The 15,267-nt window shown below is 36.9% G+C and carries 12 protein-coding genes and 1 pseudogene; all 13 read left to right on the top strand.

The annotated features are described in order from the left end of the window. Positions 1 to 24 precede the first annotated feature (24 nt). Positions 25 to 2,211 carry a tetratricopeptide repeat protein gene (locus H6F39_RS09625; RefSeq protein WP_137907427.1) on the top strand — a complete coding sequence of 729 codons (2,187 nt, stop codon included), beginning with the start codon at positions 25 to 27 and terminating at the stop codon, positions 2,209 to 2,211. A 558-nt stretch (positions 2,212 to 2,769) separates the two neighbouring features. Continuing rightward, a complete protein-coding gene (gene rfbF, locus H6F39_RS09620) occupies positions 2,770 to 3,543 on the top strand; it encodes a glucose-1-phosphate cytidylyltransferase (RefSeq protein WP_137907426.1) in 774 nt (257 codons plus the stop codon). Between the two features lie 44 nt (positions 3,544 to 3,587). After that, positions 3,588 to 4,799 (top strand): L-2-hydroxyglutarate oxidase, encoded by a 1,212-nt coding sequence (gene lhgO, locus H6F39_RS09615; RefSeq protein ID WP_137907425.1) that lies wholly within the window; start codon positions 3,588 to 3,590, stop codon positions 4,797 to 4,799. 121 nt (positions 4,800 to 4,920) lie between these two features. Further along, positions 4,921 to 5,958, top strand: coding sequence for an NAD(P)-dependent oxidoreductase (locus tag H6F39_RS09610; RefSeq protein ID WP_190371660.1), 1,038 nt, complete (start codon positions 4,921 to 4,923; stop codon positions 5,956 to 5,958). 140 nt (positions 5,959 to 6,098) lie between these two features. Beyond that, positions 6,099 to 6,239, top strand: a pseudogene (locus H6F39_RS09605) (glycosyltransferase family 2 protein); the annotation flags it as partial. A 122-nt stretch (positions 6,240 to 6,361) separates the two neighbouring features. Further along, complete coding sequence (locus H6F39_RS09600; protein WP_190371659.1) at positions 6,362 to 7,633, top strand: class I SAM-dependent methyltransferase; 1,272 nt, start codon at positions 6,362 to 6,364, stop codon at positions 7,631 to 7,633. Positions 7,634 to 7,800: 167 nt separating this feature from the next. Next, on the top strand, positions 7,801 to 8,814 hold the full coding sequence (locus tag H6F39_RS09595; RefSeq protein WP_190371658.1) for a glycosyltransferase family 2 protein: 1,014 nt from the start codon (positions 7,801 to 7,803) through the stop codon (positions 8,812 to 8,814). Between the two features lie 27 nt (positions 8,815 to 8,841). Next, a complete protein-coding gene (locus tag H6F39_RS09590) occupies positions 8,842 to 9,678 on the top strand; it encodes a phytanoyl-CoA dioxygenase (RefSeq protein ID WP_190371657.1) in 837 nt (278 codons plus the stop codon). Between the two features lie 52 nt (positions 9,679 to 9,730). Further along, positions 9,731 to 10,276 carry a dTDP-4-dehydrorhamnose 3,5-epimerase gene (rfbC, locus tag H6F39_RS09585; protein ID WP_137907420.1) on the top strand — a complete coding sequence of 182 codons (546 nt, stop codon included), beginning with the start codon at positions 9,731 to 9,733 and terminating at the stop codon, positions 10,274 to 10,276. A gap of 2 nt (positions 10,277 to 10,278) precedes the next feature. Beyond that, a complete protein-coding gene (locus H6F39_RS09580) occupies positions 10,279 to 11,598 on the top strand; it encodes an NAD(P)H-dependent oxidoreductase (protein WP_137907419.1) in 1,320 nt (439 codons plus the stop codon). A gap of 228 nt (positions 11,599 to 11,826) precedes the next feature. After that, the gene (locus tag H6F39_RS09575) at positions 11,827 to 13,161 is read left to right on the top strand and encodes a DUF4910 domain-containing protein (protein ID WP_228036453.1); all 1,335 of its coding nucleotides are present in this window, start codon (positions 11,827 to 11,829) and stop codon (positions 13,159 to 13,161) included. Continuing rightward, positions 13,158 to 14,090 carry an NAD(P)-dependent oxidoreductase gene (locus H6F39_RS09570; RefSeq protein WP_137907418.1) on the top strand — a complete coding sequence of 311 codons (933 nt, stop codon included), beginning with the start codon at positions 13,158 to 13,160 and terminating at the stop codon, positions 14,088 to 14,090. Before H6F39_RS09575 ends, H6F39_RS09570 begins: the two co-directional genes overlap by 4 nt. Positions 14,091 to 14,152: 62 nt before the next feature. Next, positions 14,153 to 15,244 carry a glycosyltransferase gene (locus H6F39_RS09565; RefSeq protein WP_137907417.1) on the top strand — a complete coding sequence of 364 codons (1,092 nt, stop codon included), beginning with the start codon at positions 14,153 to 14,155 and terminating at the stop codon, positions 15,242 to 15,244. Positions 15,245 to 15,267: the final 23 nt, after the last annotated feature.

The raw sequence follows: 15,267 nt of genomic DNA, 5'->3' as shown, positions 1-15,267 counted from the left end.
ACCCCACATAATTGTAATTTTTCCATGCAGGTACTACGTCGTTTCACCAACCCAGAAATTCTCAACCTCTCTGTCAGTGTGGGACATGGAGGTGAAGCTTGTATATATGCAGTGCCATCGGATGAACATTTGGTAGCTAAAATCTATCACAAACCAACCATCCGTCATGGCGAAAAACTCCAGGCCATGCTTGTTAATCCCCCAGTTAATCCTACAGCAAATTTAGGACATATTTCCATTGCCTGGCCACGGGAATTGTTAGAGGCGGCAGATGGTAGCGGTAGGGTGGTGGGCTTTATCATGCCACGAATTAGGGGAATGCGGCCAATTATGGATTTTTATAATCCAGGGACTCGCCGACAATATTGCCCATTATTCAATTATCAGTATTTAATGCGAACCGCCCGCAATCTAGCGGCCGCTTTTGCGGCTTTGCACGCCAGCCGATACTGCATTGGTGATGTGAATGAGTCAAATATCCTAGTTAGTGATACAGCTTTGGTGACATTGGTAGACACTGATTCCTTCCAAGTTCGAGAACCAGTACAGAATCTTGTCTATCGTTGTGCGGTGGGGAAGCCAGAATATACTCCCCCAGAATTACAGAATAAAACTTTTGCTGACTATGACCGGGAAAGTTATCATGATTTGTTTGGCTTGGGTGTATTGATATTCCAGTTGTTAATGGAAGGAACTCACCCATTTTCGGGGATATTTCAAGGTGGGATAGAACCTCCTCCCTATCAAGGGCGGATACTTGAGGGTCATTTTACCTATAGTCAAAAGAAACAAGTACCCTATCTGCCAACTCCTATTTCACCTCGTTGGGATCTGCTTCATCCCAGCCTACGGGATTTATTTGTGCGTTGTTTTGAAGATGGTCATAACAATCCACAGTTACGTCCTAATGCTCAAACCTGGTTGTCAGCATTAACGGCGGTGGAAGAGGGTTTAGTCACTTGTACTGCTAATCCCCAGCATCTCTATCATCATCATTTGCATAAATGTCCTTGGTGTGAACGGACTAACCAATTAGGTGGAAGAGATCCGTTTCCGTCACTAGCAGCCATTAGCTCTAAACAGCATCTCCAACCCCGGCGAAAATCTCAACGGCGCTATATTCCGACACCACGAATTACCTGGCCTGTTAGATCACATTATCGCGTTCATAGTTACCAGTCGGGATTTAGTCAGCAGTTTTATCATCCTCCCTCTTCTAAAAAGTTTAACTCCAAGGTTTACGGTATAATTTTTAGTGTTATGGGATTGGGGATTTTGGGCTATTTAGACCTAGTGATTAAATTTACTCGTCCCTTTGTTTCCCAAAATCCTTATATTCAACAAAGTTTGATGTCTCAAAAAGATAATCAAACTCCTGAACCGAAAGATCTCTCTTTTATGGATTACTATCAACTTGGTGACACTGCTTATCAACAGCAAGATTATAAACAAGCAGTTGCCAATTTTACGGAAGCTATCAAAAAAAATCCCCAATATGCCAAAGGGTATGTAAATTTGGGTAATGCTCGCTATAATTTAAATGATTATGAAGGTGCATTAGCCAACTATAATCAAGCTTTGAAGCTAAATGCTCAAGAAGTTAAAGCTTATGTAAATCGTGGGAATGCTTATTATATGTTGGCGGACTATAGTAGCGATCCCCATAAAGAATATAAACAAGCGATCGCGGATTTTACTACTGCTATTAACATAGATAAAAATGATGTTGAAGCTTATATCAGAAGGGGAATTGTCAGATTTGAAGTCACTAAATACATCAATAATTCTCTTCAAGAATACCAGAAATCAATTGCGGATTTTACCGAAGCAATTAAACTCAATTCATCCAAGGTAGAAGCTTACTTTCAACGGGGTCTAGTTCGTTATCAAATTGCTCAATATAGCAATAATTATGTAGCAGAATATAAACGAGCGATCGCTGATTTTACCGAAGCATTAAAAATTAATCCCCAACTGGCTAAAGTTTATCTGAAACGTGGTATGGCTTACTATGAATTAGCACAATATGGAGAAAATGGATCTGATAAAAATCAGATTCGAGCCGTTGCAGATTTAGAAAAAGCTGCAAAAGTCTCCCTGGAGAAAAATGATATGGATAATTATCAACAAGCCATCAGCAGCATTTGTATTATTGTAGCCAACAAATGTGACATATTACCTAAATCAACCCTAGTGGGGCAAAATAATTGATCAGTAGTCGTGCAAAATAAATTTCATATTCAGAAAAGGTGACAGGTGACAAACAAGAGATACAGAGATTTCTATTGTTTTCCCAAATGTGCAATTAATTTTGCCCAGGTACTTATATAGGACTCCTATCTGATTTTTGACCGTCGAGATTTTCACATCCCCGACTTCCTAGAGGAGTCGGGGATATTGTTGCCGAATCTGGGCATTACTTATACAAACGCGCATAATTGTATATATGAGATTTGTTGATAGCTGGCGTGGCCTAGCCCTGAAACTCTTGATTTATCAAGGTTTTCTGTTTCTTCAGCCAGTCGGGCATATATTCAAAAATCAAATAGGAGTCCCATATCAGTCATTTATTTATAAATATTTTACAGATAAAATATGTTAATTTACTTATTCTTTATCATTTTCTAGAAAATTACAGTTAAATTATATTTATCTACTTAAAAAGACAAAGGAAGAAATAATGATTCAACTTTCTTCATATCATAATGCATTCTCTTCATCTCAAATTTGTGAAATTAGAAACCACCAGCAAATCTTTGAGGCAATTATATGAAAGCAGTGATTTTAGCAGGAGGTTTGGGTACAAGGTTAAGTGAAGAAACCACTATCAGACCTAAGCCCATGGTGGAAGTTGGTGGTAAGCCAATTCTCTGGCATATCATGAAGATTTATTCTGCTCACGGTATTAACGATTTCATCATTTGTTGCGGCTATAAAGGGTACATTATTAAAGAATATTTTGCCAACTATTTCTTACATATGTCAGACGTGACATTTGATATGCGATTTAATCAAATGAATGTTCATTCTGGATATGCTGAACCTTGGCGCGTCACCTTAGTAAATACAGGTGATCATACAATGACAGGTGGACGTTTAAAACAAGTTCGTGAACATATTGGCAATGAAACCTTTTGTTTTACCTATGGTGATGGTGTAAGTAATATCAATATTACAGAATTAATTAAATTCCATCAAGAACAAAAGACATTAGCAACACTCAGCGCGGTGCAACCAGCAGGAAGATTTGGAGCAATTTCTCTAGGACAAGAACAAACTAAAATAACTAGTTTTAAAGAAAAACCTCAAGGTGATGGTGCTTGGATTAATGGGGGCTATTTTGTTCTTGAACCACAAGTAATTGATTTTATTGCTGATACCTCAACAGTGTGGGAGAAAGAACCATTAGAGAAGTTAGCTGATTTAGAACAATTATCTGCTTATAAACATGATGGTTTTTGGCAACCAATGGACACATTAAGAGATAAAAACTATCTAGAGGATCTCTGGAAAAGTGGTAAAGCTCCTTGGCAAGTTTGGTAATAGTAATTTGAGATTTTAGATATTGGATTAGGGAAAGATTACTAATGTATGATTTTGCGATTATTGGTGGGGGAATAGTTGGACTTTCCACCGCAATGGCTTTAGGAGAGCGTTATCCAAATGCCCAAATATTAGTAGTAGAAAAAGAGAGTCAATGGGCATTTCATCAAACTGGTAATAATAGCGGTGTAATTCATTCTGGTATTTACTATAAACCGGGAAGTTTTAAGGCTAAGTTTTCCCGTGAAGGTAGCCGTTCCATGGTAGAATTTTGCCAGAAATATGATATTGATCATGAAGTTTGTGGTAAAGTGATTGTGGCTAGTAATCAACAAGAATTACCCCGCTTAGAAAATCTCTACAAACGCGGTTTAGAAAACGGTATTCCTGTTAAAAGAATTAGTCCAGAAGAAGTCAAGGAAATTGAACCTCACGTTAGTTGTGTTGGTGGAGTTCAAGTATTTAGTACAGGAATTGTTAACTACAAAAAAGTTTGTTTAAAATATGCGGAATTAATTCGTAATCAAGGAGGAGATTTACGCCTTAATACCCAAGTTTTAAAAATTGTCACTAGGGGAAAAAATCAGGTATTAGAAACTAATAATGGCAGTTTTGAAACTCGATTTATAATTAATTGTGCCGGATTACATAGCGATCGCATGGCAAAATTAGGTAAGGCTAATCCTGAAGCTAAGATCGTTCCCTTTCGCGGTGAATATTACGAACTAACCCCAGAAAAACGCTACTTGGTCAAAACTCTCATTTATCCAGTTCCTAACCCTGATTTCCCCTTTCTAGGTGTGCATTTTACCCGCATGATTGATAACAGCGTTCACGCTGGACCAAATGCAGTTTTAAGCCTGAAACGTGAAGGTTATAAAAAAACCGATTTTGACTTTCGAGATTTTGCCGAAGTTATTACCTATCCTGGCTTTTGGAAACTAGCAGGAAAACACGCTCCCGAAGGGATGAAAGAAATAATTCGTTCCTTTAGTAAAGCAGCCTTTGTCAGAAGTTTACAAAAACTAATTCCCGAAGTGCAAGCAGCAGATATAATTCCTACCCATGCAGGAGTTCGCGCTCAAGCATTAATGAATGACGGTTCTCTAGTAGATGACTTTTTAATCATTAATGGTGACAATTCCATTCATGTTTGTAATGCACCTTCACCCGCTGCAACTTCTTCCTTAGAAATTGGTAAAGCTATAGTTAAGCAAATACCAGAACCAACGCATTTACACAGTTTAGTAGCGTAACAGCATCATCTCTTATCTGTGTTCATCTGCATTTATCTGCGGTTAATTATTCTGGAAATTTTCTTTTCTAGTGACTCTTCAAGAAACAAGTTAATTTCACACATCAAAAGTTTTAAAAATCATGAAAATATTAGTCACCGGAACAGAAGGTTATCTTGGTTCTTTATTACCTTCTTTACTCATGCAAAAAGGACATGAAGTTATTGGAGTTGATACTGGATTTTATAAAGTTGGTTGGCTATATAACGGAACTAACTTAACAGCTAAAACCCTAAATAAAGATATTCGTGATATCAATCCCGAAGATTTAGAAGGAGTAGAAGCTATTGTTCACATGGCGGAATTATCTAACGATCCTACTGGACAATTATCACCAAATATCACTTATGATATTAATCATTTAGGTTCAGTTCGTCTGGCTAATCTAGCCAAATCAGTTGGTGTTCGTCGCTTTGTTTATATGTCCTCCTGTAGTGTTTATGGTGTAGCTAGTGAAGGTGATATTACAGAAGAATCACCAGTTAATCCCCAAACAGCTTACGCCGAATGTAAAACATTAGTAGAAAGAGATGTTAAACCATTAGCTGATGATGATTTTTCGCCTACTTTCATGCGGAATGCGACAGCTTTTGGTGCTTCCCCTAGAATGCGATTTGATATAGTTTTAAATAATTTAGCGGGGTTAGCTTGGACTACAAAAGAAATTAAAATGACCAGTGATGGTACACCTTGGCGGCCATTAGTTCACGCTTTAGATATTTGTAAAGCCATTGTTTGTGCCTTAGAAGCACCTAGAGATATTATTCACAATCAAATTTTTAATGTTGGCGATACTGCAAATAATTATCGAGTTAAAGAAATAGCAGAAATTGTTGCCGATGTTTTCCCTGGTTGTCAATTATCTTTTGGTAATAATGGTGCAGATAATCGCAGCTATCGAGTTTGTTTTGAGAAGATTAATAGTATTTTACCAGGATTTAAATGTGATTGGAATGCTCAAATTGGGGCTGAACAATTATTTAGTTTGTTCAAGCAAATTGACATGACAGAAGACACATTCTTATTTAGAGGTTTTACAAGATTAAAGCAATTAGAATATCTGATTCGCACAGAACAAATTGATCGGGATTTTTTCTGGAATCAACAGGAAAATTATTAATTTATTCCGAAAATATTGGAGGTTGGGTTGAGCGACAGCAAAACCCAACACGATTAATAATTTTGTTGGATTTCCTTGAGTCAACCCAACCTACATTTCTTATATACCAAGTCATTTTCTCATATCGGTATTAACATATCATGCAAAAATTACTTACCATTGCCATTCCTACATACAATCGAGCCGAGTTACTAGATAAACAATTAACTTGGTTATCCCGGGCTATCAAAGGATTTGAAACAGAGTGTGAAATTTTAGTTTTTGATAATTGTTCTGATGAATTTATTCCTTTGGGGTAAATCGAATCAAGAATAAATAATTGATAGGTTAGTTTAGGATTGGTGCGTTTCATATCATAAAAACCCTTTATTTTAGAGCAAATAGGAATAGGGAGTAATTGTCCATGAAAAATAATTGTCGCTTTTGTCATAATCCACTGCAACATACCTTTATAGATTTAGGAAAATCACCAATAGCAAATGACTATCTGACATCTGAACAGTTAAATCAGAAAGAAAAGTTTTACCCTCTGCATACCTATGTTTGTGAGGAATGTTTATTGGTGCAGTTAGAAGAATTTGAATCTCCAGATCACATTTTTGGTGATGGTGATTATGCTTACTTTTCTTCCTACTCAGAAAGTTGGTTAGCTCATGCTAAAGCTTACACTGATTTGATGGTAGAAAAGTTTGGTTTTAACAACCATAGCCAAATAATTGAAATTGCTAGTAATGATGGGTATCTCCTCCAGTATTTTCAGGAAAAGGGAATTCCCGTTTTAGGAATAGAACCAGCCGCGAATACTGCTGAAGTTGCTATTGCTAAAGGTATTCCTAGTCTGACTAAATTTTTTGGAATTCAGACAGCCAGAGAATTAGTAGCCGCTAATCAACAAGCTGATTTATTGCTGGGTAATAATGTATTGGCTCATGTACCCAATATCAACGATTTTGTAGCAGGAATGAAGATTGTTTTAAAGCCAAATGGCATTTTAACAATGGAATTTCCCCATTTATTACAGTTAATTGAACATAATCAATTTGACACAATTTACCACGAGCATTTTTCTTATTTATCCTTCCTCTCTGTTGAGCAAATTTTTGCGGCTCATAACTTAACCCTCTTTGATGTTGAAGAATTACCAACTCATGGTGGTTCATTGCGAATTTATGGTAAACATGATCATGCTGCATTTCCCATAATTAGTGAGCGGGTTACCCAACTCAAAGCTAAAGAAATTTATGCTGGCTTAAATCGGCTAGAGACATATATTTTCTTTGAAGAAAAAGTCAAAGATACTAAGTTTAAACTTCTGAAATTTCTACTCACAGCCAAAGCAGAAGGTAAATCAATTGTGGGTTATGGTGCGCCTGCTAAAGGTAATACACTCTTGAATTACTGTGGTGTGGATAAAGATTTAATTGATTATACAGTAGATCGAAATCCCCATAAACAAGGACTATTTTTACCAGGAACTCATATTCCTATTTTACATCCTGAAAAAATCCGCGAAACTAAACCTGATTATCTGCTAATTTTACCTTGGAATCTCAAGGATGAGGTCATGCAACAGATGTCATTTATTAGTGAATGGGGTGGTCAGTTTGTCGTACCAATTCCTGAAGTTACAGTTTATCAATATGCTCCCATCGAAATGATGTTAATGGCATCATAAGTAACAATTTTTAATTATGGTGAAGAAGCTTGTGGGCTATGAGATAAAGTTTTATTCAAACAATAATTATCCTCATTCCCACACTTTGAAACCTCATTAAAATCAGGAAAATGTATCTAATAAATCCTCAAGTCCTGATAAATTATTACCAGAGATATCTTTTTACCATGAACAAATTACTAACTATTGCTATTCCTACTTACAATCGAGCCGAGTTACTTAATAAACAATTACGTTGGTTATCTGAAGCTATTAAAGGTTATGAATCTGACTGTGAAATCTTAGTTTCTGATAACTGTTCTACTGACAATACTCAGGCAGTCATTAATAAGTGGAAAGAAAATCTCAATCAGATTACATTTCACACCAATAAAAATAGTGAAAATATTGGGGTAATTAAAAATGTCACTTATTGTCTAGAGGCTGCAAAAACTAAATATGTTTGGGCAATTGGTGATGATGATCCCATTCAAAATCGAGCTATTACTTATGTTTTAGATCAGATTAAACAACAGGAAAACTTATCATTATTACTGCTGAATTTTTCAGGTAGAAATAAAATTACTGGTGAAGAAGTACATCCTCCGAAAATAGTTGGTAATCGCTGGTTTGATATTGATAGTGAAGACGGAAATGGTGATGGTAAAGCTATTTTTGAACATAGTTTTGCTAAAAGTGTCGGGGCTGTAATTTTTCTTTCATCAACTATTTTTCGCACGGAAACTGTTCAAAAAGCCCTGGAATTTTGGCCAGAAGGGAAGAAGAATTGGATATACTTTGGTTATTTAACGGGATATTGCGCTGCTCATGGAAATGTCATTGTCACTAAAGATAACTATTTAGAATGTATTGTTGGTGTTAGTCATTGGCAAAAAGATCCAAAAGCCGCACTTTTAATGCAATACCAACATATACCTGAAGTTATTTTAAAACTTCAAGAAATTGGATATTCTCAAGCATATTGTCGCCGAATGATTGTCCAAAATTTCAAAGAAGTAAACTTAAAAGTCTTTTTAGGGGCAATGAGAAGATGGCCTGTATCGGCTATCAAGACAGTAGTTCCTTTTTTGGCTTTAGCTAGTGTGGCAGCTTTTGAATTAATACCCATGAAAGAATTTAAAGTAGCGGAAGCAGAACTGGAGATAACAACAACTTCCGAAGTCAGAAGCCATAGAGGATAAAGATTAGTGTTAATTGGTAAGTATACTATGCTTCAAAAAATTCAAGAAAAAATCTCAACTTTAAGTTCTGAGTTAAATTATCGAATGTCACTTTGGCATCATGCTAAAAATTTACCTGCCATTAATTCAACAGATAAATTGATTGTTGATACTCTCAAACAATCAGGTGTTTGCATCACATCTTTAGAAGAATTAGGTTTATCATCTACTCCAAAAATGTTGGCTATTGCTAATAGTTTTATACATGGTATGGTAAACTCTAGAAATATCCGTGCCGGATATAAATTACCGCAAATTTATACGGTTACAGATTTACCAGAATTCTTGGCTTGGGGAATTGAAACCCGACTACAAAATATCATTGAGCATTATATAGGTTTACCTATCGCTTTTCATGGTGTTCATGTGCGGAAAGACTTTCCTAATGAGAAGCAATTGGAAACCCTACTATGGCATAAAGATTCTGAAGACAGACGCATGATTAAAGTTATTATCTATCTCAATGATGTCACTGAAGAACATGGGCCATTTGAATATATACCACTGCCAAAAAATCCTCTAGAACGATTAAATAATTATCGAATTGATTATGAATTATGGCGAGTTAATTTTTTAGGAATTAACGATGATAAAATGATGAAAGTTATTCCTAAATCAGCTTGGAAATCATGTCATGGTAAAGCTGGAACTGTAATTTTTACAGATACTAGAAATATTTTACATCACGGAACTGTGAGAACCAAAGAACGTTCAACACTGTTTTTTACATACACATCTAACCTCCCTAAACGACCTGAACTTTGTACACAATATCATGATGATACCTTTGCCAAAATAAATACTCAATTAGGATTAAAGGTATAAACCTAAAATCAAAAAAATTCTATTATCCTCAACAAAAATTTCCTAAACAACTATGATTTTTACCTCTACTAAACTCGCTGGTGCTTTCATTATTGACTTGGAAGAAAAGCCTGATTCTCGCGGTTTTTTTGCTCGCACTTTCTGCGCTGATGAATTTATCGCTCATGGTTTAAAACCCACAGTTGCCCAATGTAACCTTTCTTTTAATCATAAAAAAGGTACATTGCGAGGAATGCACTATCAAACTCTCCCCGCAGCAGAAACAAAATTAATTCGCTGCACTCAAGGAGCTATTTATGATGTAATTGTTGATATGCGTCCTGAATCTCCAACTTATTTATCGCATATTGGTATAGAATTGACTGCCCAAAATCGCCGCGCTCTTTATGTACCAGAAATGTTTGCTCATGGTTATCAAGCTTTAACAGATGGTGCAGAAGTTGTATATCAAGTGGGTGAATTTTATACTCCTGGATATGAACGAGGATTACGTTATGATGACCCAATTTTAGGAATTTCTTGGCCATTAACTGCCACAGAAATGTCTGATAAAGATCGGAATTGGCCTTTACTAGAATCTATTTTGATAGGAGTTTAATTATGATTATTGTTGATAAGGCTTTACAAGCACGGGCTGCATTAGGTAAACCAGTAAAAGTGGCGATGATTGGCGCTGGTTTTATGGGTCGAGGCATTGCTAATCAAATTATCAATTCTGTGCCAGGAATGGAGTTGGTGGCTATTTCTAATCGTCACATTGATACAGCCAAACGAGCTTATTTAGAAGCAGGAATTGAAAATATCAAAATTATTGCCAATTTAGCTGATTTGGAAGATGCAATCGCTGAAAATGAATATGCCATCACCGAAGATGCTATGCTGCTATGTGAAGCAGATGGTATAGATGCAATCATTGAAGTCACCGGGACAATTGAATACGCGACTCATTTGGTCATGTCTGCGATCGCTCATCAAAAGCATATCATCTTAATGAATGCCGAACTTGATGGCACAATTGGACCCATCCTCAAAGTTCACGCAGACCGGGCTGGAGTCATCCTGAGTGCCTGTGACGGCGACCAACCAGGGGTAGAGATGAATCTCTACCGCTTTGTCAAAAGCATCGGTTTAAAGCCCCTTCTGTGTGGCAATATTAAGGGTTTACAAGACCCTTACCGCAACCCCACCACCCAAGCCGGTTTCGCCCAGCGCTGGGGTCAAAATCCCGCCATGGTGACAAGTTTTGCTGATGGTACAAAAATCTCCTTTGAGCAGGCGATCGTAGCTAATGGTACAGGGATGCAAGTAGCCAAGCGGGGGATGTTGGGATATGACTACACGGGTCACGTTGATGAAATGACTAAAATGTACGATATTGACCAACTGCAAGAATTAGGCGGTATCGTTGATTATGTCGTTGGCGCTAAACCAAGTCCGGGAGTATTTGTTTTTGCTACCCATGAAGACCCCAAACAACGTCATTATCTCAACCTGTATAAACTAGGTGAAGGACCTCTCTACAGTTTCTACACCCCCTATCACCTGTGCCATTTTGAAGTTCCCCTATCAGTAGCCCGTGCTGTCCTCTTTCATGATGCTGTACTGACACCAATCGCCGGTCCGGTGGTTGATGTTGTCACCACGGCCAAAATTGACCTCCGAGCCGGAGAAACCATTGATGGTATTGGTTATTACATGACCTATGGACAATGTGAAAATTCCCCCATTGTTCAACAACAAAACTTACTACCAATGGGTATTGCAGAAGGATGTCGCTTGAAGCGCGATATTCCTAAAGATCAGGTTCTCACTTACGATGATGTAGAATTACCTGAAGGCAGACTTTGCGATAAATTACGCGCTGAACAATCAGTTTATTTTGCTCCGGCAGCAGAAACTTTATTGGCACTAATAAAATAGTTTTAAAAAAACTATCAAAATAATTCAGAGGTTTCCTGATATTTTCATTAGACCTCTGAATTTACATATATAATTCCAGAGGCTTCTGTTGAGTCTAAAATTATTTTTTTGACTAGCTACTTTCAGCACGAAGGACAGGGAGAGAAGAAAAAATATTTAACTCAACGATTTGGATATAGAAAGATGTATTTTAGCAGGGATTATTTTCATAAATTCGTGAGGTTTTTTATGGTTCATACTCCTATTAAACAAGATAAATTAATTGATAATCAACCAATGATACAACCGGGGAATATTGGTCAAGAAATTTATCAATTGATGACTCAAATGTATCCTATTTGCCGCAGTATTACTGGTAATGGTGTTCGGGAGACTCTCCGGTTAATTCAACAGCATATTCCTTTACTAGTTCATGAAGTTCCTTCTGGTACTCAAGTATTTGATTGGACAGTACCTAAAGAATGGAATATTCGAGATGCTTATATCAAAAACTCTGAAGGTGAACGGATTATTGATTTCAAAAAATCCAATCTTCATGTTGTTAATTATAGTGTGCCTGTACATCAGAAAATTTCTTTATCTGAATTAAAAAATCACTTATTTACTCTGCCAGATTATCCAGATTGGGTTCCTTATCGCACTTCATATTATCGAGAAAGTTGGGGCTTTTGTTTAAGTCATAATCAATATCTGGGATTACGAGATGAAGAATATGAAGTTTGTATAGATTCTTCTTTAGAGCCTGGTTATCTCAGTTATGGTGAGTATTATATTCCCGGAGATACCAGTGATGAAGTGCTAATTTCTTGTCATGTTTGTCACCCTTCATTGGCAAATGATAACCTTTCTGGAATAGCGATCGCTACTTTTTTAGCTAAACATCTTAGCCAGATATCTTTAAACTATTCTTACAGATTTCTGTTTATTCCAGGGACGATTGGTTCTATTACTTGGCTGTCTTTAAATGAGGCACAAGTTCACAATATTAAACATGGTTTAGTATTAACTTGTCTTGGTGATCCAGGAAAAATTAATTATAAAAAAAGTCGCCGAGGTGATGCTGAAATTGATCGGATATTAGTTCATATTATGCAAAACGGAAAAGAAAAATATGAAATTATTGATTTTTTCCCTTATGGTTATGATGAAAGGCAATATTGTTCTCCTGGATTTAATCTCGCTGTAGGTTGCTTGATGCGATCGCCTCATGGTAGTTTTCCTGAATATCATACATCCGCCGATAATTTGTCATTTGTCCAAATTCCTGATTTAGTAGATTCTTTCTCCAAATGTTTATCGGCCATGGAGATTCTAGAAGACAATAAAACCTACTTAAATCAGAATCCTAAATGTGAACCAAGACTGGGGAAAAGAGGGTTATATCGGGCAGTGGGTGGACAAGCAGAAGAACAACTCAATGAACTAGCAATTCTTTGGGTACTAAATTTATCAGATGGTAATCATAGTTTGTTGGATATTGCTGATAAATCTGGTTTGCCATTTACAGTGATCAAACAATCAGCCGATGCCTTATTTAAACATGATTTATTGCAGTTAAAATGAACAACTTCATTTCGAGCTTATCTGAGCAAAAAATACTAATTACAGGTGCTAGTGGCTTCCTGGGAAATCATTTATGCGATCGCTTGTGTCAAATTGGTGCAGAAGTACACGCAATTTCCCGGCGAGTACAGACATCAGCAACCCCCAATTTAAACTGGTGGCAAAGCAATTTAGAAGACATAGAATCCGTAGAAAAACTGTTAATGAAAATTCAGCCAGATGTGATCTTTCATTTATCTGGTAACGTCACAGGTGCAGCGGGAGCAGAACTGGTATTACCCACTTATCACAGTTTACTCACCAGTACCGTTAACATTTTAACAGTAGCCACCAAAATAGAATGCCAACGTATCGTCCTCATCGGCTCTCTGGAAGAACCAGAATTGAGTAATCAGGAAATTATTCCCGCCTCTCCCTACGCCGCTGCTAAATGGGCTAGTAGTGCCTATGGGAGGATGTTTCATCAACTTTATCAAACACCCGTAGTCATAGCCCGGACTTTTATGACTTATGGACCTAGACAACCCGGACACAAAATTATTCCTTCAGTCATCCTGTCCTTATTAAAAAATCAGCCGCCAAAACTAGCCAGTGGTAAACGAGAAGTTGATTGGATTTACGTAGATGATGTCATTACCGGACTAATTGCTGCTGCACAGAGGCCGAACATTGAAGGTGGCACTTATGATTTAGGTTCAGGGATTCTGGTATCAATTCGCCAAGTTGTAGAAAACATCAGAGACTTATTAGGTGCGCCTGTTCAGCCTTTATTTGGCGTGTTACCAGATAGGCCAATCGAAAAAGTCACAATTGCCAATACTAGCCTCACTCAAACCAAACTTAATTGGCAACCTATCACACCTTTAGATATAGGTTTAGCACAAACAATAGATTGGTATAAAAATCAATTAATACGGAATAGGAATTAGTAATTACCAATTACCAATTACCAATTACCCATCACCCATGACCAAATTATAGGAAACCCGTTATGAAAATTGCTCTCGTCCATGATTACTTAACTCAGCGCGGTGGAGCAGAACGCGTATTTGAATTATTGTGCAAACGCTATCCCGAAGCCGACATTTTCACCTCATTATATGATGCACAAAAGAGTATTGATCTAGGGGAAAGAATTATCAATACCACATTTTTGCAGAAAATTCCTGGTGCAACCAAATATTTTCGGATGTTAGCTCCCCTGTATTTTCCAGCATTTCGGTCTTTGGATCTACAAGACTATGACTTGATTATTAGCAGTAGCACAAGTTTTGCCAAGGCAGTACGGAAAAAACCCCAAGCCAGACATATTTGTTTTTGTCATAATGTTACCCGTTTTTTATGGGATACAGAAACTTATTTACGGGAATATGGAGACTATAGATACTTTGCTCCCCTGATTGAAAAAGTATTTAAAATCATCAGAAATCTAGACCTGAAATATGCTCAAGAACCGGATCTTTACATTGCCAACTCTAGCATTGTTGCCCAGCGAATTGAAAAGATATATCACAAACAAGCCATTGTTGTTAATTATCCAATTGATACAAGCAACTTTGTTTTTTCCGATACTAAAGAGGAATATTACCTGGCATCGGCGCGGATGATAAGTTATAAACGTCTTGATATAATAGTCGAAGCTTTTAATTGGCTAGGCTGGAATTTATTAATATCAGGTGATGGACCAGAACAAGAAAAATTAAAAGCTCAGGCATTACCCAACATCCAATTTCTTGGTCATGTTAGTGATAAAGAACGTAAAGACTTATTTTCTAAAGCCAAATCAATTATTGTTGCGGCTTTAGAAGATTATGGATTAGTTCCAGTCGAGGCAAATGCTAGTGGTACACCAGTAATTGCCTATGGAGCAGGTGGAGTATTAGATACTCAAATACCAGGGAAAACAGGTGTATTTTTTCAAAGACAAACACCATGCTCTTTACAAGCAGCATTACTAGAAGCTGGAGGAATATCTTGGGATTATGAAACCATTCGTAATCATGCTGTTAGCAAGTTTTCAGAACAGTCATTTTTTGGTAAAGTTGAGCGAATTATTGATCAAGCCAGTGGTGTCTATTGTTAATTTATTTGATTGTTTAGGTGTTT

This window comes from Dolichospermum sp. FACHB-1250 (assembly GCF_014696335.1).
Taxonomy (GTDB): domain Bacteria; phylum Cyanobacteriota; class Cyanobacteriia; order Cyanobacteriales; family Nostocaceae; genus Dolichospermum; species Dolichospermum planctonicum.
This window is presented reverse-complemented; position numbering and strand designations above follow the sequence as displayed.

Bases quoted from the DNA above. Each gene is read 5' to 3' on its own strand.
- H6F39_RS09610 (WP_190371660.1), top strand. From the start codon at position 4,921: ATGAAAATATTAGTCACCGGAACAGAAGGTTATCTTGGTTCTTTATTA.
- H6F39_RS09590 (WP_190371657.1), top strand. From the start codon at position 8,842: ATGCTTCAAAAAATTCAAGAAAAAATCTCAACTTTAAGTTCTGAGTTA.
- H6F39_RS09580 (WP_137907419.1), top strand. From the start codon at position 10,279: ATGATTATTGTTGATAAGGCTTTACAAGCACGGGCTGCATTAGGTAAA.
- rfbF (WP_137907426.1), top strand. From the start codon at position 2,770: ATGAAAGCAGTGATTTTAGCAGGAGGTTTGGGTACAAGGTTAAGTGAA.
- H6F39_RS09600 (WP_190371659.1), top strand. From the start codon at position 6,362: ATGAAAAATAATTGTCGCTTTTGTCATAATCCACTGCAACATACCTTT.
- H6F39_RS09625 (WP_137907427.1), top strand. From the start codon at position 25: ATGCAGGTACTACGTCGTTTCACCAACCCAGAAATTCTCAACCTCTCT.
- H6F39_RS09575 (WP_228036453.1), top strand. From the start codon at position 11,827: ATGGTTCATACTCCTATTAAACAAGATAAATTAATTGATAATCAACCA.
- lhgO (WP_137907425.1), top strand. From the start codon at position 3,588: ATGTATGATTTTGCGATTATTGGTGGGGGAATAGTTGGACTTTCCACC.
- H6F39_RS09570 (WP_137907418.1), top strand. From the start codon at position 13,158: ATGAACAACTTCATTTCGAGCTTATCTGAGCAAAAAATACTAATTACA.
- H6F39_RS09595 (WP_190371658.1), top strand. From the start codon at position 7,801: ATGAACAAATTACTAACTATTGCTATTCCTACTTACAATCGAGCCGAG.
- H6F39_RS09565 (WP_137907417.1), top strand. From the start codon at position 14,153: ATGAAAATTGCTCTCGTCCATGATTACTTAACTCAGCGCGGTGGAGCA.
- rfbC (WP_137907420.1), top strand. From the start codon at position 9,731: ATGATTTTTACCTCTACTAAACTCGCTGGTGCTTTCATTATTGACTTG.